This window comes from Streptomyces sp. NPDC050416 (assembly GCF_044458845.1).
Taxonomy (GTDB): Bacteria; Actinomycetota; Actinomycetes; order Streptomycetales; family Streptomycetaceae; genus Streptomyces.
Map to the genome: position 1 here is coordinate 1 of NZ_JBITII010000008.1, position 19920 is coordinate 19920.

Below are 19920 nucleotides of genomic sequence, written 5' to 3' on the forward strand. Positions count from 1 at the left end.
CACCCAAAACCCCCCACCCTGGCCCCCTTTTTCTCCTGGGGGGGTGGGGCCCCCCCCCCCCCCCCGGGGCCCCCCCCGGGGGTTTTGGGGGGGGGGGGGGGGGGGGGTTTTTCCCCCCCAACCCCCCCCCCCCACCCGCGTCACCGCCTAACCGATGCCACGCCACCCCTCGGGATCGACCCCACCCGGCACCGGGGCCGCCTCGTCGTACGGCTGCCGCGTGAACACGAAGGAGCCGAGGTCCAGGTGGCTCACGGACCCGTCCGGTCGCCGTACGGCCTGCAGAAGCTCTCCCGCGTAGTAGCCCTCCAGCCCGGTCCAGGTGCCGTCGCCGTTCGGGCGGAACCGCGAGCGGCGTCCATTGCCGGACAGCGGCTCCAGCGAGGCGAGCCCGTCGGCCGTGAGCCGCAGGGCGAAGGCGTACGTTCCCCAGTACCACTGCCCCGTGAGCTCCAGCACCGACGGGTCGACCTCCCGCAGTGGCCTCCACGGAGCGGGGATGCGCGGCTCCGCCTTGGCGACGATACGGACGAGATCGGCGCAGACGCCGGACACCAGAGGGCCCGAGGTGCAGTTGGCCAGCACGACCGCCGCTACGTCGTCCTCCACACTGATGCTCACACTCGCCAGGAAACCCGGCAGGGACCCGCTGTGTCCCACGAGCAGCCGGCCGTGGCGGCTCTGCACCTGCATGCCGAGGCCGTAGGCGTCACCGGACGTCAGGTCCGCGGCTTCCGGCGGCGCCGCAGGAGTCCGCATCTCCCGCAGGGACTCGGCGCTCAGCACACTCTCGTCGCCCCTCACCAGGAAGGCCGCGAACCGGGCCAGGTCTGCCGTGGTCGACCAGAGTTGACCGGCGGGTGCCATACGGCCGAGGTCCTCGGCGGGCTCGGGCAGCAGCACGTCGGCCCAGGGGTGCACGGCCCAGCCACCCGCGTGCGGGGCCTCGGGTCGCACACCGGTCCGGTCGAGCCCCAGTGGTTCGAGCACTTCACGCCGTAGTGCCTCCTCCCAGGAGATCCCCCGCAGCTCCTCCACGAGCGCGCCCAGCAGTGTGTAGCCGGGGTTCGAGTAGTGGTGCCGCCGGCCGACGGGGTGCAGAAGAGGCTGCTCGCCGAGCACATCGGACAGTTCCGGCCGCAGGGATCCGGGCGTGCGCTCCCACCACGGCCCGGGCGACTCGGCCGCCAACCCGCCCGTGTGTGCCAGCAGTTCGGCGATCGTGGCCTCGCCCGCGCCGGTACCCGGCACGTACTTCTCCAGCGGATCCCCGAGCCCGAGCAGCCCCTCGTCCCGCAGACGCATCACCAGAACGGCGGTGAAGGTCTTGGTGATCGAGCCGATGCGGTACTGGACGTGCTCGTCGGGCTCTTCACCGGCCACCGATGTCCGGGCGCCGTGCCACACCGCGCGCCCGTCCCGGACGACGGCTGCGACCAGCGACGGCGCCCGTCCCTCGGCCTGTGCCACGGCGATCCGGTGCAGCAGCGCACGGCGCGTGGCGGGAAGCAGCTCTTCCTGATGTGTCGTCATGGCCTCAGTTCACCTGGCCCGGCCCGGCAAGTCGACCTTATTTCGCCGCCGGTACCTGATCAGGTCTGCGCCGGTACCGGATCAGGTCTGCGCCATGTCCACGAACCGCGAGTAGTGCCCCTGGAAGGCGACCGTGATCGTCGCCGTCGGGCCGTTTCGGTGCTTGGCCACGATCAGGTCGGCCTCGCCCGCGCGCGGCGACTCCTTCTCGTAGGCGTCCTCGCGGTGCAGCAGGATGACCATGTCGGCGTCCTGCTCGATGGAACCGGACTCACGCAGGTCGGAGACCATCGGCTTCTTGTCCGTGCGCTGCTCGGGACCACGGTTCAGCTGGGAGAGCGCGATGACCGGGATCTCCAGCTCCTTGGCCAGCAGCTTGAGATTACGGGACATGTCCGAGACCTCCTGCTGACGGCTCTCGGCACGCTTGGAACCCCCGGACTGCATCAGCTGGAGGTAGTCGATGACCACCAGCCGGAGGTCGTTGCGCTGCTTGAGGCGGCGGCACTTGGCGCGGATCTCCATCATCGACAGGTTCGGGGAGTCGTCGATGTAGAGCGGGGCCGCCGAGACGTCCGGCATCCGCCGGGCCAGGCGTGTCCAGTCCTCGTCCGTCATCGTGCCGGACCGCATGTGGTGCAGGGCGACCCGCGCCTCGGCGGACAGCAGACGCATCGCGATCTCGTTGCGCCCCATTTCGAGCGAGAAGATCACGCTCGGCAGGTTGTTCTTGATCGAGGCCGCCCGCGCGAAGTCCAGCGCGAGCGTCGACTTACCCATGGCGGGACGCGCGGCGATGACGATCATCTGGCCCGGGTGCAGCCCATTGGTGAGCGAGTCGAAGTCCGTGAACCCCGTGGGCACGCCGGTCATCTCGCCGCTGCGCGAGCCGATCGCCTCGATCTCGTCGAGCGCGCCCTCCATGATGTCGCCGAGCGGCAGATAGTCCTCGCTGGTGCGCTGCTCGGTGACCGCGTAGACCTCCGCCTGGGCGCGGTTGACGATCTCGTCGACGTCGTCGTCGGCCGCGTATCCCATCTGCGTGATGCGCGTACCCGCCTCGACCAGGCGGCGCAGCACCGCCCGCTCGTGGACGATCTCCGCGTAGTAGGCGGCGTTGGCGGCCGTCGGCACCGTCTGGACGAGGGTGTGCAGATACGAGGCCCCGCCGACCTTGTTGATCTCACCGCGCTTGGTCAGCTCGGCCGCGATCGTGATGGGGTCGGCCGGCTCGCCCTTGGCGTAGACGTCGAGGACGGCCTGGTAGATCGTCTCGTGGGCCGGCTTGTAGAAGTCGTGCCCCTTGAGGATCTCGACGACATCGGCGATGGCGTCCTTGGAGAGCAGCATGCCGCCGAGGACGGACTGCTCGGCCTCGATGTCCTGCGGCGGTACCCGCTCGAACGCCGGGGCGGCACCGCCGTCCCATGCCCCGTTGTCCCCGCCGCGCTCGTGTTGCTCGTCGCGGCCTCGGGACCCCTCGCCACGTCGGCGGGAGGCGGGCAGACGATCACTGGGACCGCTGTCGGCCCACGGGTCGTCCAAGGGCTCGGAAATGCTCACCGAGCCACCTCCTCCCGTCCGCCGCAGCAGACCTCGCCGTGCCCCTCTTTTCTACGGCACGGCACTGACAAATGAGACGCCCAACTCCGGTTGACCAACGCCGGTTTTGTGACGTTTTGAAAACCGGCAGACGGAGCGGGCGCCGGACCACGTTAGGCCTGTCGGCACCGTCAGCCAATCTGGTTATCCACAGGCCATGTGGACGACGGCCCAGATGCTGTGGAGAACTCCTCAAAACCTGTGCACGACCCGGTGGACAGGCCTGTGAACAAGCTTCGACCTGCCCGGAAGAGAGGGCTCTGAACTGCGGCTTTGCCGTCCACCGGCTGTGCAGAAGAAAAACTTCCCCAACCGGTGCAAGATCACTTCGAACAGTGCACAGCAGTGCGCACCTCCGGACGGAGAGTAAGGGACGCAAGGCCATTGCATCTCTTACCTGTGGACGATTAGATTGGTGCACATGACACAGGCCCCCGCGCGCCGCACCACCGGCCGCAGACAGCACGACCGAGAGATCGTCGCTCTGGCCGTGCCGGCCTTCGGCTCCCTCGTCGCCGAGCCCCTCTTCCTCATGGCCGACACCGCCATCGTGGGCCATCTGGGTACGGCCCAACTCGCCGGCCTCGGCGTCGCCTCGGCCCTGTTGATGACCGCCGTCAGTGTCTTCGTCTTCCTCGCTTACGCCACGACAGCGGCGGTCGCCCGTCGCGTCGGCGCGGGCGACCTCCAGGCCGCCATCCGCCAGGGCATGGACGGCATCTGGCTGGCCCTGTTCCTCGGTGCTGCCGTCGTCGCAGTCACCCTGCCGACGGCGTCCGGCGTCGTCGATCTCTTCGGTGCTTCGGACGCTGCGGCTCCCTACGCGACCACCTACCTGCGCATCTCCGCGCTCGGCATACCGGCCATGCTCGTCGTCCTCGCCGCGACCGGTGTTCTGCGCGGTCTGCAGGACACCAAAACCCCTCTCTATGTGGCCGTCGCCGGCTTCGTCGCCAACGGCGCCCTCAACGCGGGGCTCGTCTACGGCGCCGACCTGGGGATCGCCGGCTCCGCCTGGGGCACCGTCATCGCCCAGTGGGGCATGGCCGTCGTCTACCTCGCCGTAGTCCTGCGCGGGGCACGCAAGCACGGTGCCTCGCTGCGCCCGGACGCAGCCGGGATCAGGGCCTCCGCACAGGCCGGTGTGCCCCTGCTGGTTCGTACGCTCTCCCTGCGGGCGATCCTGATGATCGCCACGGCGGTGGCCGCCCGTCTCGGGGATGCCGACATCGCCGCACACCAGATCATCCTGTCCCTGTGGAGCCTGCTCGCCTTCGCCCTCGACGCCATCGCCATCGCGGGGCAAGCCATCATCGGCCGCTATCTGGGAGCCGGTGACGCACAAGGGGCTCGCGAGGCCTGCCGTCGCATGGTCGAGTGGGGGATCGCCGTCGGGGTCGTCCTCGGCATCCTCGTCGTCATCACCCGACCGGCATTCCTGCCCCTGTTCACCAGTGACTCGGCGGTCAAGGACGCGGCGCTGCCCGCCCTGCTGATCGTCGCCCTCTCGCAGCCGATCTCGGGGATCGTCTTCGTCCTGGACGGGGTCCTGATGGGCGCCGGCGACGGCCCCTACCTGGCCTGGGCGATGCTGATCACTCTGGCGGTGTTCACCCCGGTCGCCCTGCTGGTGCCGGTACTCGGCGGAGGACTCACCGCCCTCTGGGCCACCATGACGCTGATGATGACCGTGCGGATGCTGACGCTGTGGCTCCGAACCCGCTCCGGCCGTTGGATCGTGACGGGCGCGACCCGCTGACCGCCGGGTTGGGCCCACGCTGACCCTGTTTCACGTGAAACACGGTGTTTCACGTGAAACGACGATGGGGGGCCGCACCCTTCGGGGTGCGGCCCCCCATCGCTCACTACTTCAGCGAGCGCGGCACTCAGGCCGCGACGACCTCGATGTTGACCTTGGCGGCAACCTCGGGGTGCAGACGCACGGACGTCTCGTGAGCGCCCAGCGTCTTGATCGGCGAGCCCAGCTCGATGCGGCGCTTGTCGACCTCGGGGCCACCGGAAGCCTTGATCGCGGAAGCGATGTCGGCCGGGGTGACGGAACCGAAGAGACGACCGGCGTCGCCGGAGCGGACCGCCAGGCGGACCTTGACGCCCTCGAGCTGGGCCTTCACCTGGTTGGCCTGCTCGATGGTCTGGATCTCGTGGATCTTGCGAGCACGACGGATCTGCTCGACGTCCTTCTCGCCACCCTTGGTCCAGCGGATAGCGAACTTCCGCGGGATCAGGTAGTTGCGAGCGTAACCGTCCTTGACGTCGACGACGTCGCCCGCGGCACCGAGGCCGGAGACCTCGTGGGTGAGGATGATCTTCATGTGTCGGTCACCCTTCCCTTATCGCGCGGTGGAGGTGTAGGGCAGCAGCGCCATCTCACGGCTGTTCTTCACGGCCGTGGCGACGTCACGCTGGTGCTGCGTGCAGTTGCCGGTCACGCGGCGGGCACGGATCTTGCCACGGTCGGAAATGAACTTCCGCAGCATGTTCGTGTCCTTGTAGTCCACGTACGTGACCTTGTCCTTGCAGAATGCGCAGACCTTCTTCTTCGGCTTGCGCACAGGCGGCTTCGCCATGGTGTATCTCCTGTGTGATCAAGAAGTTGGGGTACGAACCCGCCCTAGAAGGGGGGCTCGTCCGAGTAGCCGCCGCCACCGCCACCGGTGCCGCCGGAGCCACCGCCCCAGCCGCCACCGGCGCCCTGGTTGCCACCGGCGGGAGCGCCGGTCGCCCACGGGTCGTCGGCGGGAGCGCCGCCGCCCTGCTGGCCGCCACCGGGGCCGCCGCCCCAGCCGCCACCACCCTGGCCGCCACCGCCACCGCCACCGCCGCCGTAGCCGCCCTGGCCACCGCGGCCGGTGGTCTTGGTGACCTTGGCCGTGGCGTTGCGCAGGCTGGCGCCGACTTCCTCGACGTCCAGCTCATAGACCGTGCGCTTGACGCCCTCACGGTCCTCGTAGGACCGCTGCTTCAGCCGGCCCTGCACGATGACGCGCATGCCTCGCTGGAGCGACTCGGCGACGTTCTCCGCCGCCTGACGCCAGACCGAGCAGGTCAGGAACAGGCTCTCGCCGTCCTTCCACTCGTTCGTCTGGCGGTCGAAGGTGCGGGGAGTGGACGCGACACGGAACTTCGCGACGGCCGCACCGGAGGGGGTGAAGCGCAGCTCGGGGTCGTCGACAAGATTGCCGACCACCGTGATGACGGTCTCGCCTGCCATGGGGGAACCTCTCGGCGGGTTTGCTCTGGCTGCTTGCTACTCGAATCCCGGAATCAGCTGAGCGGGTGAGCTCAGTGGGTCTCGGGACGGAGGACCTTGGTCCGGAGGACCGACTCGTTCAGGTTCATCTGGCGGTCGAGCTCCTTGACGACCGCAGGCTCAGCCTGAAGGTCGATGACCGAGTAGATGCCCTCGGGCTTCTTCTTGATCTCGTACGCGAGACGACGACGGCCCCAGGTGTCGACCTTCTCGACCTTTCCGCCGCCGTCACGGACGACAGAGAGGAAGTTCTCGATCAGCGGGGAGACAGCGCGCTCCTCGACGTCGGGGTCGAGGATGACCATCACCTCGTAGTGACGCATGTGGAACCCACCTCCTTTGGACTCAGCGGCCACGGTCGTTCCGTGGCAGGAGGGTTGTGATGCGTAGCAACGGTATCGGCCACCACTGACAGTCGGGGGTTCTGTCGAGAAGCCCCCGTCGTGACATGGGCAGACACCGGTGCGGACGGTACAGACTACCCGCACAGTGGCTTCCGGTTGAAATCCGGCCGCGGGGGCAGCCAATCTGTACACATCGGGTGTGTATGGCGCTACGATGCGCCGACTTTCGCAGGAGGTGCCCTATGGCACAGGCATTGCGACCCAACACCGCCGGCGGCCTCTTCGCCACGGACGGCAAGCCCCACCCCCTCCAGGACGCCCTGCTCGCGGTGACCCTGGTGCTGGGCATCACGTCGTTCATCACGGCCCTCGTCGACGAGGACCTGCATCTGCTGAGCTCCTGGACCGGCCTGGTGGGCATCATCACCGGCGCGTACGGCCAGTGGGTCTCGGAGACGACCAGGGAGCGCTTCGGCCTGATCCTCGGCCTCGGTGCCGCGGGGGTCGGCTTCTTCCTGGGTATGGCGCACGGCGGTCTCTTCGGCGGTCTCATCGACTGACGCCAGGGACATCCCCTCCTGAACATCGGGTGACGCCCCGGCCGCTCACGGGCCGGGGCGAAGGTTCCGTACGCCCAACCGGCGCGCATCCAAGGCGCAGTAGGCTTCGCGCGAGAGCCGGAGCCCCTGACCCCATGGGGACACACCAGCCCGAGGAGCGCCCCGAAATGAGCCTGACCCTGAGGACCATCAGTCGAGAGCAGCATCTGGCCTACATCCAGAGCCTGCCGTCGGCGAGCCACATGCAGGTCCCGGCCTGGGCTGACGTCAAGGCGGAGTGGCGCTCCGAGAACCTCGGGTGGTTCGACGACAGGACGGGCGAGCTGGTCGGTGCCGGCCTGGTTCTCTACCGGCAGCTTCCCAAGATCAAGCGCTACCTCGCCTACCTGCCCGAGGGACCGGTCATCAACTGGTTCGCGCCGAATCTGCAGGACTGGATCGAGCCGATGCTGGCGCACCTGAAGCAGCAGGGCGCCTTCTCGGTGAAGATGGGCCCGCCGGTGGTCATCCGGCGCTGGGAGGCCACCTCCATCAAGGCGGGCATCCAGAACCCCGACGTGAAGCGGCTGCGCGATATCGAGGCCGACCACATCGAGCCGCGCGCCTTCGAGGTCGCCGACAAACTGCGCCGCATGGGGTGGCAGCAGGGCGAGGACGGCGGCGCCGGCTTCGGCGACGTCCAGCCCCGCTATGTCTTCCAGGTGCCGCTGGCCAACCGCTCCCTGGAAGAGGTCCACAAGAACTTCAACCAGCTGTGGCGCCGTAACATCAAGAAGGCCGAGAAGGCCGGCGTCGAGGTCGTCCAGGGCGGCTACCAGGACCTCGAGGAATGGCAGCGGCTGTACGAGATCACGGCCGTGCGCGACCACTTCCGGCCGCGCCCGCTGTCGTACTTCCAGCGCATGTGGACGGCCCTCAACAGCGAGGACCCCAACCGCATGCGGCTGTACTTCGCCCGGCACAACGGCGTGAACCTGTCGGCGGCGACGATGCTGATCGTCGGCGGGCACGTCTGGTACTCCTACGGCGCCTCCGACAACATCGGCCGTGAGGTCCGGCCCTCGAACGCGATGCAGTGGCGGATGCTGCGCGACGCCTACGCGCTCGGCGCCACCGTGTACGACCTGCGCGGCATCTCCGACTCGCTGGACGAGACCGACCACCTCTTCGGCCTGATCCAGTTCAAGGTGGGCACGGGCGGCCAGGCCGCCGAGTACCTCGGCGAGTGGGACTTCCCACTGAACAAGCTGTTGCACAAGGCGCTCGACATCTACATGTCGCGCCGCTGATGTCCCGTTCAGTGCTTCTATACCTCTGACACGCTCCACCGTCTGACACGCGGCACCCTCTGACACACGGCAACCACAGATTCACGGCAACCACGAGAAAGGTTCCAGGTCCGGCCATGGCGCTCACGCTCTACGTCGACACCGCGCGCTGGCGGGCGCACCACAAGCACGTGCAGGAGCAGTTCCCCGGCCTCGTGCCGGTCTGCAAGGGCAACGGCTACGGCTTCGGGCACGAGCGGCTGGCGGAGGAGGCCACACGGCTGGGCTCGGACGTCCTCGCCGTCGGCACGACGTACGAGGCCGCCCGGATCAAGGACTGGTTCGGCGGTGACCTGCTGGTGCTGACGCCGTACCGGCGCGGCGAGGAGCCCGTGCCCCTGCCGGACCGGGTCATCCGCTCCGTCTCGTCGATAGACGGCGTGTACGGCCTGGTCGGTGCCCGTGTGGTGATCGAGGTGATGTCCTCGATGAAGCGGCACGGCATCGGCGAGCAGGATCTGGCCCAGCTGCACGCCGCCATCGAGAACGTCCGCCTGGAAGGCTTCGCGATCCACCTGCCGCTGGACCGCACCGACGGCTCGGACGCGGTCGAGGAAGTCATCGGCTGGATGGACCGGCTGCGCGCCGCCCGGCTGCCTCTGCACACCATGTTCGTCAGCCACCTCAAGGCCGAGGAACTCATCCGGCTCCAGCAGCAGTTCCCGCAGACCCGGTTCCGTGCCCGCATCGGCACGCGGCTGTGGCTGGGGGACCACGAGGCCACCGAGTACCGCGGCGCGGTCCTGGACGTCACGCGTGTGGCCAAGGGCGAGCGCTTCGGCTACCGGCAGCAGAAGGCGGCCTCCGACGGCTTCCTGGTGGTCGTGGCGGGCGGTACGTCGCACGGGGTGGGCCTGGAGGCCCCCAAGGCGCTGCACGGCGTCATGCCGCGTGCCAAGGGCGTCGCCCGGGCCGGCCTCGCGACGGTCAACCGGAACCTTTCTCCGTTCGTCTGGGGCGGCAAGCAGCGCTGGTTCGCCGAACCGCCGCACATGCAGGTCTCGATCCTGTTCGTGCCCGCGGACGCGCCGGAGCCGAAGGTCGGCGAGGAACTCGTGGCCCATCTGCGGCACACCACCACGCAGTTCGACCGGATCGTGGACCGCTGACCGGCACCCGCACCGACGGACCCAGCACAGCAAGAAGGCCGTACACGGGAAACCGTGTACGGCCTTCGCATCGTTCGTACGGCCTTCGCACGGGTTCGCTCAGAGCGAACCGCCCGGTGCGCCGTGCCTGCCCCACTCGACCTGCGGCCCGTCGAACTGAGCGGCCGCGTGCCGGGCGGGACGTGCCGCGGGCCCGAGGACGAAGACGTCCTTCGCGCCGTCGAGCACCCCGCCCGACGGATCGTCGTCCCCGGACCGGCGAACGGGATCCCGCTCCGGCAGGAAGATGTCGCGCACGATCATGACGCACAGATACAGCGTCCCCAGCAGGTGCAGGCCGATGGCCCAGTGGTAGCCGTCGGTGGGCAGCCCCTTGTGGGCGTCCCCGCTGGTCGTGTACGCGAGGTACAGCCAGATCCCCAGGAAGTACGCCACCTCGCAGGCCTGCCAGATCAGGAAGTCCCGCCACTTCGGCCGGGCCAGGGCGGCCAGGGGCACCAGCCACAGGACGTACTGCGGCGAGTAGACCTTGTTGGTGAGGATGAACGCCGCGACGATCAGGAAGGCCAGCTGGGCGAGCCGTGGGCGGCGTGGTGCGGTCAGCGCGAGCACGGCGACTCCCGCGCAGCACACCAGCATCAGCAGCGTGGCGAGCGTGTTGACGGTGTCGGTGCTGAGTGGGTCGTCCGAGTTCTGCGCCATGATCAGCCAGAAGGAGCCGAAGTCGACGCCCCGTTCCTGGCTGAACGTGTAGAACTTCGACCAGCCCTCGAACGCGAAGAGCATCACCGGCCCGTTCACGACGACCCAGGCGACGGCCGCGCCGCCCAGAGCCGTCCCGAACTCACGCCACTTGCCCGCCCGCCAGCAGAGCACCAGCAGTGGCCCGAGGATCAGGAACGGATAGAGCTTGGCGGCCGTGGCGAGTCCCAGGAGGACGCCGAAGGCGAGGGAGCGGCCGCGCGACCACATGAGCATCGCCGCGGCCGTCAGGGCGACCGCCAGCAGGTCCCAGTTGATGGTCGCCGTCAGGGCGAAGGCGGGTGCCAGGGCGATCAGCAGGCCGTCCCAGGGACGCCGGGCGTGGGTACGCGTCACACAGACGGCGATGACCGACGCGCAGATCATCAGCATCCCGGCGTTGACCATCCAGTACCACTGCTCCTGGGCCTGGATGGTGCCGCTGCCGGGCGTGAGCCAGGAGGCGACCTGCATGAAGACACCGGTGAGCACCGGGTACTCCAGGTACTGCATGTCACCGGGGAGCTTGTCGAAGTACGGCACGAGCCCGTCGGCGAAGCCGCGCCCCTGGTAGAGGTGCGGGATGTCCGAGTAGCACGCGTGCGTGTACTGGGAGCTGGCACCGAAGAACCAGGCGCCGTTGTAGCAGGGTGCTTTCTGGACCAGACCGAGGGCGAACATGCCGATCGCCACCAGCGCGATCACCCGTACGGGAGTCCACCAGGACACCCCGAGCACAGCACGCCGCCCGAGCGGTCCGCCGATCAGCTCGCTGCCGGCCGCAGCGACCTTGTCCTCGTGGGTCGGCCGCACCGGGTCCGGCTCGTGGACGCTCGCTTGCGTCGATTCTGCACTGGCCATGCCGCACATCCTGCCGTACGTGTCCATCAATACGCCGAGGGCCGCCGCACCGGGTAGGTGCGGCGGCCCGTGTTTCACGTGAAACGTCTTCACGTTTCACGTGAAACACCCATGCCGGGCGATCAGCCGGCTATCCGGCGGGGCCTCCGAAGATGCCGCCGTTGCCGTTTCCTCTGCTGTTGCCGCCGTCCAGATTCGTGTCGGTCGGCGTAGGCTCGGGGCTCACTCCTCCATCCGTGCCCCCGTTGTCCGCGCCACCGTTCTGCCCGCCACTGTCGCTCTCGCACCCGAAGAACCCACAAGTGTCGCTCGGCGAGGGCGACGGAGAGGTCGGGGTCTCGCTGGGCGTAGCGCTCGGCGACTCGGTCACGGTCTCGCTGGGCGTGACGCTCGGCGTCGGGGTCGGCGACGGAGCGCCCACCTCGTGCTGGATCTCACCGATCCTCTCCGCCTCCGGGAAGCCGAGGTCGGGCTCGCCCTTCAGTGCGGCCTTCATGTACTCGGTCCACACCTGGGTGGGAGTGTCACCACCGTGGATGGACTCCTCACCCGCCGTGCCGTTCATGGAGAGCAGCTTGGCGCTCTTGGGATCCTCACGGAACATCGCGACCGAGGTCGACAGCTGCTGGGTGTAACCGACGAACCAGGCCGACTTGTTCTCGTCCGTGGTACCGGTCTTACCGGCCGCCGTACGGCCCAGGGCCAGGGCGTTCTTACCCGTACCGTTCTGAATGACGTTTTCCAGAGTGTCCGTGACGTTGTTGGCCACGTTCTCGGGCATCGCCTGCGTGATGCGCGGCTTGTCGAAGCCTTCGATTTCCTTCCCGTTGAACTTGACGCTGGTCACGGAGTACGGGGAGGCCTGCTTGCCGGCGGCGGCGAACGTCGCGTAGGCGTCGGCCATGCGGATCGCACTGGGAGTCGACGTACCGAGCGCGAACGACGGGTTGAGGGTCGCGAAACTGGCGTCCAGGATGCCGGACTTCTCGGCCACGTCCCGCACATTCCTCATCCCGACGTCCATGCCGAGCTGGACGAACGGGGTGTTGACGGACTGCTCCATCGCCTTGCGCAAGGTGATGTAGCCCCAGGGGTGGTCGCTCTCGTTCTCCTGGAAGAACGGTGTGTTGTCCTTCTTCAGGACGTAGGAGCCGTCGTTGTTCCTGACCTTGAGGTGGTCGTTGCCGTTGTACTTGCTCAGCGGCGAGAGGGGCCCGTCGCTCCGGTAGGTGCCGTGCTCCATGGCGGCGGCGAGCACGAACGGCTTCCACGTCGAACCGACCGGGACACCCGAGGTGTCCGCGTTGTTGTTGAAGTGGCCGTTCTCGTACCCCGCACCACCGTAGAGGGCGACGATCGCGCCGTCCTTGGGCTTCACCGACGCCGCGCCGAACTGGACGTGCTTGTCCAGCTCACGCTTCTCCGGGTTCAGCTTTTCCTTCTCGACCTTCTTCACGGCCTTGGCCAGCGCCTCGACCTTGTTCTTCTCGAAGGTCGTCTTGATCTGGTAGCCGCCCTGGTCGAACTGCTGCTCCGTGATGTTGGAGTGGTTCAGGACGTACTTCTTGGCCGTGTCCACCAGGTAGCTGATCTGGCCGCTCATGCCCTTGGTCGCCTTGCGGCCCTGGGGCATGGGGTACTCCTTGATCGCCTCCTGGTACTGGGTGTCCGTGAGCTTCTTGTCGTTGTGCATCTGCTCGAGGATCCACCCCCAGCGCTGCTTGGAGCGCTTGGTGTTGGCCTCTCTCGATGCCGCGGTGTCGAGGCTCGCGTTACCCGCAGGGTCGTAGTACGTCGGGCCCTTGAGCAGCGCGGCGAGGAAGGCGCACTCACTCGGCGTGAGCTTTTCCGCATCCTTGCCGTAGTAGGTCTGGGCGGCGGCCTGAATGCCGTAGGCGCCACGCCCGTAGTACGAGGTATTGAGGTACCCCTGGAGAATCTCGTCCTTCGTGAGCTTCGTGCCCACCTTGATCGAGATGAACATCTCCTTGAACTTACGGGTGATCGTCTGTTCCTGGCTCAGGTAGGTGTTCTTGACGAACTGCTGGGTGATCGTCGAGCCGCCCTGGGTGTCGCCGCCCCGGGCCATGTTGGCCAGGGCCCGGGCGATGCCCATCGGGTCGACGCCCGAGTCCTTGTAGAAGGTCTTGTTCTCGGCCGAGATCACCGCCTGCTGCATGGCCTTGGGGATCCGCTCGATCCCGACGTTCTGCCGGTTCTGGCCGCTACCCGTCGCGACCATCTGCTGGCCGTTGGACCAGTAGTAGACGTTGTTCTGCGACAGCGCCGCCGCGTTCTCCTCGTTCGGGACACCGACCATCGCGTACCCGATGCCCGCCACGGCCACCAGGCTGCCGAAGAAGCCGATGCACAGGCCGGAGACGAGCCTCCAGGACGGCAGCCAGCGCTGCCAGCCGTACTTGCCGGCCCGCGGATAGTCGATCAGCCGCTTCTTGTCGGAGTAGGCAGGCGCACGCCCCCTGCCTCGCCCGGGCCCGGCCGGACCGCCGGGAGCGGCACGCCGGCCGCCACGGGTCGGCTCTGCCGCTCTGCGTCGGCCGCCTCCGGTGCTTCTCTGCGCCGCACGCCGGGCCTCGGCCCGACCGCCGTACGGACGCTCCTCACCCCCCGAGCCGTAGGAGTCCGACCCATAGGAGTCGGACGGAGACCCGGTGGCGCCTCGCGGGGCCGCACGGCGGCCGGGGGACGAGCCGGACTGGCCGCGTCGGGCCGCGGCACGTCCGCCTCCCTGCGGCTGCGGCGGTTTGCGACGGTGCTCGCTCATCGAACGACTACTCCTCGGGCAGGCGCACCCCTGCGCGCCTGGAAACGGCGGCTAGTTTCCGGTCCCCCCGAAGTACGGATGCGGTCGGCTCCGCATTCATCGGTCCCGCATGCACCCGTACTACACCGAAGACGACGACGCCCTCAGGCGTCACTTGGTTCCCGGTGATGTGCATGGCGCACAGACTACGCACCGCCAAAACCTGCCGAGGCCTGAAGTTCACCTCAAATCAGGCAACTCGTGTCTGATGAATCGGTGATGTGATCCCGTTCACCGCATCCCCCCTTGTCGCATCCGGAAGGCCGTTCTATCGTCGTGATGTATCGAGTCGATACATCAGCGCGACACATCGGGCCGACACATCGGCCCGAGACATCAGCCCGAGCCATCGGGTACCGCGGCAGAGAGGAGGCGACGATGAGCCGGCGTTCCGGGATCCTCGAGTTCGCCGTACTCGGCCTCCTCCGCGAATCTCCGATGCATGGCTATGAGCTGCGCAAACGACTCAACACATCACTGGGTGTGTTCCGTGCGTTCAGCTACGGGACGCTGTACCCCTGCCTCAAGACGCTGGTCGCCAACGGCTGGCTGATCGAGGAGCCGGGGAACGACACCGAGGCCGCTCCCCTCACCGGCCGCCGCGCCAAGATCGTCTACCGGTTGACGGCGGAGGGTAAGGAGCACTTCGAGCAGTTGCTCTCGCAGACCGGGCCCGAGGCGTACGAGGACGAGACATTCGCCGCCCGTTTCGCTTTCTTCGGGCAAACCTCACGCGATGTACGCATGCGCGTGCTGGAGGGCCGCCGCAGCCGGCTGGAGGAGCGCCTGGAGAAGATGCGGCTCTCCCTGGCCCGGACCCGGGAGCGCCTCGACGACTACACGCTTGAGCTCCAGCGCCACGGGATGGAGTCCGTGGAGCGCGAAGTGCGCTGGCTGAACGAGCTCATCGAGAGCGAGCGGGCGGGACGGGACCTGAAGGGTTCCGCCTCGGGGGAGCCCGGTTCGCGTGACACCACATCTGGAGCGTCGGGCGGCCTGCCCCGGACCGGGGGCGACCCCCGTCCGGATACGCCCGACGACACCGCCACGTGAGAGCCCGCCCAGGGCCTCACTCGTACACACAGGGAGCAACCGGAATGGGTTCGGTTCGCGTAGCCATCGTCGGTGTGGGCAACTGCGCCGCATCGCTGGTGCAGGGAGTCGAGTACTACAAGGACGCCGACCCGGCGTCCAAGGTGCCGGGCCTGATGCACGTCCAGTTCGGCGACTACCACGTCCGCGACGTCGAGTTCGTCGCCGCGTTCGACGTGGACGCCAAGAAGGTCGGCCTCGACCTGGCGGACGCCATCGGCGCCTCCGAGAACAACACCATCAAGATCTGCGACGTACCCAGCACCGGTGTGACGGTCCAGCGCGGCCACACGCTCGACGGCCTCGGCAAGTACTACCGCGAGACCATCGAGGAGTCCGCCGAGGAGCCGGTCGACGTCGTCCAGGTCCTCAAGGACAAGCAGGTCGACGTCCTCGTCTGCTACCTCCCCGTCGGCTCCGAGGACGCGGCGAAGTTCTACGCCCAGTGCGCCATCGACGCCAAGGTCGCCTTCGTCAACGCCCTTCCGGTCTTCATCGCCGGCACCAAGGAGTGGGCGGACAAGTTCACCGAGGCGGGCGTCCCGATCGTCGGCGACGACATCAAGTCCCAGGTCGGCGCCACCATCACGCACCGCGTCATGGCGAAGCTGTTCGAGGACCGGGGCGTGGTCCTGGACCGCACGATGCAGCTGAACGTCGGCGGCAACATGGACTTCAAGAACATGCTGGAACGCGACCGCCTGGAGTCGAAGAAGATCTCCAAGACGCAGGCCGTCACCTCCCAGATCCGCGACCGCGACATGGGTGCGGACAACGTCCACATCGGCCCGTCCGACTACGTGGCCTGGCTCGATGACCGCAAGTGGGCGTACGTCCGCCTGGAGGGCCGCGCGTTCGGTGACGTCCCGCTGAACCTGGAGTACAAGCTCGAGGTCTGGGACTCCCCGAACTCCGCCGGCGTCATCATCGACGCCCTGCGCGCCGCGAAGATCGCCAAGGACCGCGGTATCGGCGGCCCCGTGCTCTCCGCATCGAGCTACTTCATGAAGTCCCCGCCCATCCAGTACTACGACGACGAGGCCCGCGAGAACGTCGAGAAGTTCATCAAGGGTGAGGTCGAGCGCTGAGGCGCCGCAACCAGTCGCTCCTGCCAGGGCTGTGAGGGTCCCCGGGTCGTACGACCCGGGGACCCTCTCCGTATGTGAGGCTGTGCCCCATGGCCGTCGTCCGTGACCTGCGTGTCCTGTTGCGTTTCCAGGGCTTCAGGCGCCTGCTCGGCGTGCGCCTGCTCTCCCAGGGCGCCGACGGCGTCTACCAGGTCGCACTCGCCGCGTACGTGGTCTTCTCGCCGGAGAAGCAGACCTCGGCAGCCGCGGTCGCCTCCGCCATGGCGGTGCTGCTGCTCCCGTACTCCCTCGTCGGCCCCTTCGCCGGTGTCCTGCTGGACCGCTGGCGGCGCCGTCAGGTCCTGCTGTACGGCAGCCTGCTGCGCGCACTGCTGGCTTCGGCCACGGCCCTGCTGATACTCAGTCCTGCCCCGGACTGGCTCTTCTACGTCTCCGCCCTGTGCGTCACCGCCGTGAACCGTTTCGTCCTCGCCGGGCTGTCCGCCGCCCTGCCCCGAGTGGTCGACGCCGAGCGCCTGGTCATCGCCAACTCCCTTTCCCCGACCGCGGGAACGCTGGCGGCGACCGCGGGCGGCGGTCTCGCCTTCGGCGTCCGCCTGGTGGTGGCGGACTCCGACGCCGCCGTGGTGCTCGTGGGAGCCGTGCTGTATCTGTGCGCCGCCCTGGCGTCGCTCAGCATGGCGCGGGAACTCCTCGGCCCCGACCGGAGCTTGGTACGCGTGCGGATCGGGACGGCTCTCACGGGCACCGCTCGCGATCTGGCGGCGGGCGTACGCCACTTGGCCGCACCGCAGCGTCGGGAAGCGGCCTGCGCGCTCGTGGCCATGTCGCTGATGCGCTTCTGCTACGGCGCCCTGCTGGTGATGCTGCTGATGCTCTGCCGGTACGCGCTCAGCACGACCACGGACGACGGACTCGCCCTGCTGGGGCTGGCGTTGGGCTTCTCCGGCGCCGGCTTCTTCGCGGCGGCCGTGGTGACGCCCTGGACCGCGGGGCGGCTCGGGCCTGGCCGCTGGATCGTCGTGTGCGCGGGGGCCGCGGCGCTGCTGGAGCCCGCTCTCGGGCTGCCGTTCGCCGCTGCCCCTCTGCTGGCCGCGGCGTTCCTCCTGGGCCTGACCACCCAGGGGGCGAAGATCGCCACGGACACGATCGTCCAGTCCTCCGTCGAGGACGGCTTCCGTGGCCGGATCTTCTCGGTCTACGACGTCCTTTTCAACGTCGCTTTCGTCGGCGCCGCCGCCATCGCGGCCCTGATGCTGCCGCCGGACGGCCGATCCGTGCCGCTGGTGATCACGATCGCCGTTATCTACGCGGCGGTAGCTATGACTATGGGTCGGTTTGACCGCCAGTAAGTGTCACATCAATGACACAGAGCCACGTCCGGCTACTGCGGTGCCAGTGGGGACCGCTACCTTACGTGGGTCTTATCTCGCGACATGTTCGCGTCACTCCACCATGTTCTAGGGGGACCCCCAAGTGACTACTCCGCCGCCCCAGGGCAACCCGTTCGCGCAGGGTCAGCCCCCGCAGGCCCCGTACCCGCCGCAGGGCGGCTACCCCCAGCAGCCCGGCCAGCCCGGCTTCCCGCCTCAGGGGGCGGCTCCGTACGCTCCGGTTCCGCCGCAGCCGACCGGCCGCAAGCTCAGCTTCAAGACCATCAAGAACATCGCCATCGTCATCGCGGTGGCGGGCATTGCCATCGGCGGCTACATAACGAGCCGGGACGACGCCAAGACGGCGGCCGTCGGCGACTGCATGCACCGCGGTAGCACCAACGACGACAACCCGGACCTCGAAGTCGTCGAGTGCAGCGATGCGAAGGCTCAGTACGTGGTGCTGGCCAAGATCGAGGGCTCATACCTCACCCAGACTCTGGCGTCGAGCAAGTGCGAGGCCGAGGCCAAGGACTTCCAGTACACGTACACCGAGAGCGGTGACAGCAAGGACTTCCTGCTCTGCCTGAAGGACAAGAAGTAAGGCAGACACAGCGAGGGGCGGTGTTTCACGTGAAACACCGCCCCTCGGTCCGTCTCCCGGGGTCATGTTTCACGTGAAACATGACCCCGTTTCACGGCCTCAGCTCTCCTGCTCGGCCCACCACTCCTTGAGCGCTGCCACCGCGGAGTCGTGCTCCATCGGCCCGTTCTCCAGGCGCAGCTCCAGCATGTGCTGGTACGCGCGGCCGATGACCGGGCCGGGTCCGACGCCGAGGATCTCCATGATCTGGTTGCCGTCGAGGTCGGGACGGATCGAGTCCAGCTCCTCCTGCTCCTGAAGCTTGGCGATCCGCTCCTCCAGACCGTCGTACGCGCGTGACAGGGCCGCCGCCTTGCGCTTGTTGCGCGTGGTGCAGTCCGAGCGGGTCAGCTTGTGGAGGCGGTCGAGAAGCGGACCGGCGTCACGGACGTAGCGGCGGACCGCCGAGTCCGTCCACTCGCCGGTGCCATAGCCATGGAACCGCAGGTGGAGTTCGACCAGACGTGAGACGTCCTTCACCAGCTCGTTGGAGTACTTCAACGCCGTCATGCGCTTCTTGGTCATCTTCGCCCCGACCACCTCGTGGTGGTGGAACGAGACCCGGCCGTCCTTCTCGAAGCGACGCGTACGGGGCTTGCCGATGTCGTGCAGCAGGGCGGCCAGGCGGAGAGTCAGGTCGGGACCGTCGTCCTCCAGCGCCATCGCCTGCTCCAGGACGATCAGCGAGTGGTCGTAGACGTCCTTGTGCCGGTGGTGCTCGTCACGCTCCAGGCGCAGGGCCGGCAGCTCGGGCAGCACGCGGTCGGCGAGGCCCGTGTCGACGAGCAGCGTCAGGCCCTTGCGGGGGTGCGGCGAAAGGACCAGCTTGTTCAGCTCGTCCCGCACCCGCTCGGCCGAGACGATCTCGATACGCCCGGCCATCTCCTTCATCGCCGCGACGACCTCGGGGGCGATCTCGAAGTCGAGCTGAGCCGCGAAGCGCGCGGCCCGCATCATCCGCAGGGGATCGTCGGAGAAGGACTCCTCCGGCGTGCCAGGAGTACGCAGCACACGGGACGCGAGGTCCTGGAGCCCGCCGTGCGGATCGATGAACTCCTTCTCCGGCAGCGCGACGGCCATCGCGTTCACCGTGAAGTCACGGCGGACGAGGTCCTCCTCGATGGAGTCGCCGTACGACACCTCGGGCTTGCGCGAGGTCCGGTCGTACGCCTCCGACCGGTAGGTGGTCACCTCGATCTGAAAGCGTCGATCAGCGTCTCCGACGCGGGCATCCTTCTGCACTCCGACAGTGCCGAAGGCGATCCCGACCTCCCAGACGGCGTCCGCCCACGGGCGCACGATCTTGAGCACGTCCTGGGGGCGAGCATCGGTCGTGAAATCCAGATCGTTGCCGAGCCGGCCCAGCAGCGCGTCCCGGACCGAGCCGCCGACCAGGGCAAGTGAGAACCCGGCCTCCCGGAAGCGGCGGGCGAGGTCGTCGGCGACAGGAGCGACCCGCAGCAGTTCACTCACCGCGCGGTGCTGCACCTGGCTCAGGGCACTGGGCATTTCTTCGTTGGCGTTCGGCACAACAGAAGAGGGTACGTGGCC

General features: G+C 68.1%; 17 protein-coding genes. 8 read left to right on the forward strand and 9 right to left on the reverse strand.

Annotated elements, in window-relative coordinates:
- Nucleotides 1–147: 147 nt before the first annotated feature.
- The gene (locus ACIBL4_RS24530; protein ID WP_399413529.1) at nt 148–1533 is read right to left on the reverse strand and encodes a serine hydrolase domain-containing protein; all 1386 of its coding nucleotides are present in this window, start codon (nt 1531–1533) and stop codon (nt 148–150) included.
- An 81-nt stretch (nt 1534–1614) separates the two neighbouring features.
- Nucleotides 1615–3096 (reverse strand): replicative DNA helicase, encoded by a 1482-nt coding sequence (gene dnaB, locus ACIBL4_RS24535; RefSeq protein ID WP_399413531.1) that lies wholly within the window; start codon nt 3094–3096, stop codon nt 1615–1617.
- Between the two features lie 460 nt (nt 3097–3556).
- On the opposite strand from dnaB, the gene ACIBL4_RS24540 reads away from it, so the two are divergent.
- On the forward strand, nt 3557–4894 hold the full coding sequence (locus ACIBL4_RS24540) for an MATE family efflux transporter (RefSeq protein ID WP_399413533.1): 1338 nt from the start codon (nt 3557–3559) through the stop codon (nt 4892–4894).
- Between the two features lie 127 nt (nt 4895–5021).
- Here the strand turns inward: ACIBL4_RS24540 and rplI are convergent, their stop codons facing one another.
- The 4 genes from rplI to rpsF form a co-directional block, all read right to left on the reverse strand.
- Nucleotides 5022–5468, reverse strand: a complete 447-nt coding sequence (gene rplI, locus ACIBL4_RS24545; RefSeq protein ID WP_010032778.1) for a 50S ribosomal protein L9 — start codon at nt 5466–5468, stop codon at nt 5022–5024.
- Nucleotides 5469–5486: 18 nt separating this feature from the next.
- Nucleotides 5487–5723 carry a 30S ribosomal protein S18 gene (gene rpsR / locus ACIBL4_RS24550; protein ID WP_003949403.1) on the reverse strand — a complete coding sequence of 79 codons (237 nt, stop codon included), beginning with the start codon at nt 5721–5723 and terminating at the stop codon, nt 5487–5489.
- Nucleotides 5724–5767: 44 nt separating this feature from the next.
- Nucleotides 5768–6367, reverse strand: coding sequence for a single-stranded DNA-binding protein (locus ACIBL4_RS24555; RefSeq protein WP_399413535.1), 600 nt, complete (start codon nt 6365–6367; stop codon nt 5768–5770).
- 71 nt (nt 6368–6438) lie between these two features.
- Nucleotides 6439–6729, reverse strand: a complete 291-nt coding sequence (gene rpsF, locus ACIBL4_RS24560) for a 30S ribosomal protein S6 (protein WP_003991486.1) — start codon at nt 6727–6729, stop codon at nt 6439–6441.
- A 263-nt stretch (nt 6730–6992) separates the two neighbouring features.
- Between rpsF and ACIBL4_RS24565 the strand changes: the two genes are divergently transcribed.
- The 3 genes from ACIBL4_RS24565 to ACIBL4_RS24575 all read left to right on the forward strand — a co-directional run bounded on the left by ACIBL4_RS24565 (nt 6993) and on the right by ACIBL4_RS24575 (nt 9747).
- Nucleotides 6993–7310, forward strand: a complete 318-nt coding sequence (locus ACIBL4_RS24565) for a hypothetical protein (protein ID WP_399413538.1) — start codon at nt 6993–6995, stop codon at nt 7308–7310.
- A 167-nt stretch (nt 7311–7477) separates the two neighbouring features.
- Complete coding sequence (femX, locus tag ACIBL4_RS24570; RefSeq protein WP_399413540.1) at nt 7478–8599, forward strand: peptidoglycan bridge formation glycyltransferase FemX; 1122 nt, start codon at nt 7478–7480, stop codon at nt 8597–8599.
- 116 nt (nt 8600–8715) lie between these two features.
- Nucleotides 8716–9747, forward strand: a complete 1032-nt coding sequence (locus ACIBL4_RS24575) for an alanine racemase (protein ID WP_355862010.1) — start codon at nt 8716–8718, stop codon at nt 9745–9747.
- A gap of 99 nt (nt 9748–9846) precedes the next feature.
- On the opposite strand, the gene ACIBL4_RS24580 is transcribed toward ACIBL4_RS24575, so the two are convergent.
- Both ACIBL4_RS24580 and ACIBL4_RS24585 read right to left on the reverse strand, forming a co-directional pair.
- Nucleotides 9847–11358, reverse strand: a complete 1512-nt coding sequence (locus tag ACIBL4_RS24580) for a glycosyltransferase family 87 protein (protein WP_399414135.1) — start codon at nt 11356–11358, stop codon at nt 9847–9849.
- A gap of 121 nt (nt 11359–11479) precedes the next feature.
- Complete coding sequence (locus ACIBL4_RS24585) at nt 11480–14134, reverse strand: transglycosylase domain-containing protein (protein ID WP_399413542.1); 2655 nt, start codon at nt 14132–14134, stop codon at nt 11480–11482.
- A 417-nt stretch (nt 14135–14551) separates the two neighbouring features.
- On the opposite strand from ACIBL4_RS24585, the gene ACIBL4_RS24590 reads away from it, so the two are divergent.
- The 4 genes from ACIBL4_RS24590 (at nt 14552) to ACIBL4_RS24605 (ending at nt 18330) form a co-directional block, all read left to right on the forward strand.
- Nucleotides 14552–15226 (forward strand): helix-turn-helix transcriptional regulator, encoded by a 675-nt coding sequence (locus tag ACIBL4_RS24590; RefSeq protein ID WP_399413544.1) that lies wholly within the window; start codon nt 14552–14554, stop codon nt 15224–15226.
- 44 nt (nt 15227–15270) lie between these two features.
- Entirely contained in the window at nt 15271–16353 is a 1083-nt protein-coding gene (locus ACIBL4_RS24595; RefSeq protein ID WP_399413546.1) for an inositol-3-phosphate synthase, read from the forward strand.
- Nucleotides 16354–16442: 89 nt separating this feature from the next.
- Nucleotides 16443–17705, forward strand: coding sequence for an MFS transporter (locus ACIBL4_RS24600; RefSeq protein WP_399413548.1), 1263 nt, complete (start codon nt 16443–16445; stop codon nt 17703–17705).
- Between the two features lie 124 nt (nt 17706–17829).
- Nucleotides 17830–18330, forward strand: a complete 501-nt coding sequence (locus tag ACIBL4_RS24605; protein ID WP_399413551.1) for a hypothetical protein — start codon at nt 17830–17832, stop codon at nt 18328–18330.
- A gap of 99 nt (nt 18331–18429) precedes the next feature.
- On the opposite strand, the gene ACIBL4_RS24610 is transcribed toward ACIBL4_RS24605, so the two are convergent.
- Nucleotides 18430–19899, reverse strand: a complete 1470-nt coding sequence (locus tag ACIBL4_RS24610) for a CCA tRNA nucleotidyltransferase (RefSeq protein ID WP_399413553.1) — start codon at nt 19897–19899, stop codon at nt 18430–18432.
- Nucleotides 19900–19920: the final 21 nt, after the last annotated feature.

What these genes read in the sequence shown, in the direction of transcription:
- ACIBL4_RS24530 (WP_399413529.1), bottom strand. Translation starts at nt 1,533, where the DNA reads ATGACGACACATCAGGAAGAGCTGCTTCCCGCCACGCGCCGTGCGCTG.
- ACIBL4_RS24540 (WP_399413533.1), top strand. Translation starts at nt 3,557, where the DNA reads ATGACACAGGCCCCCGCGCGCCGCACCACCGGCCGCAGACAGCACGAC.
- rplI (WP_010032778.1), bottom strand. Translation starts at nt 5,468, where the DNA reads ATGAAGATCATCCTCACCCACGAGGTCTCCGGCCTCGGTGCCGCGGGC.
- rpsR (WP_003949403.1), bottom strand. Translation starts at nt 5,723, where the DNA reads ATGGCGAAGCCGCCTGTGCGCAAGCCGAAGAAGAAGGTCTGCGCATTC.
- ACIBL4_RS24555 (WP_399413535.1), bottom strand. Translation starts at nt 6,367, where the DNA reads ATGGCAGGCGAGACCGTCATCACGGTGGTCGGCAATCTTGTCGACGAC.
- rpsF (WP_003991486.1), bottom strand. Translation starts at nt 6,729, where the DNA reads ATGCGTCACTACGAGGTGATGGTCATCCTCGACCCCGACGTCGAGGAG.
- ACIBL4_RS24565 (WP_399413538.1), top strand. Translation starts at nt 6,993, where the DNA reads ATGGCACAGGCATTGCGACCCAACACCGCCGGCGGCCTCTTCGCCACG.
- femX (WP_399413540.1), top strand. Translation starts at nt 7,478, where the DNA reads ATGAGCCTGACCCTGAGGACCATCAGTCGAGAGCAGCATCTGGCCTAC.
- ACIBL4_RS24575 (WP_355862010.1), top strand. Translation starts at nt 8,716, where the DNA reads ATGGCGCTCACGCTCTACGTCGACACCGCGCGCTGGCGGGCGCACCAC.
- ACIBL4_RS24580 (WP_399414135.1), bottom strand. Translation starts at nt 11,358, where the DNA reads ATGTGCGGCATGGCCAGTGCAGAATCGACGCAAGCGAGCGTCCACGAG.
- ACIBL4_RS24585 (WP_399413542.1), bottom strand. Translation starts at nt 14,134, where the DNA reads ATGAGCGAGCACCGTCGCAAACCGCCGCAGCCGCAGGGAGGCGGACGT.
- ACIBL4_RS24590 (WP_399413544.1), top strand. Translation starts at nt 14,552, where the DNA reads ATGAGCCGGCGTTCCGGGATCCTCGAGTTCGCCGTACTCGGCCTCCTC.
- ACIBL4_RS24595 (WP_399413546.1), top strand. Translation starts at nt 15,271, where the DNA reads ATGGGTTCGGTTCGCGTAGCCATCGTCGGTGTGGGCAACTGCGCCGCA.
- ACIBL4_RS24600 (WP_399413548.1), top strand. Translation starts at nt 16,443, where the DNA reads ATGGCCGTCGTCCGTGACCTGCGTGTCCTGTTGCGTTTCCAGGGCTTC.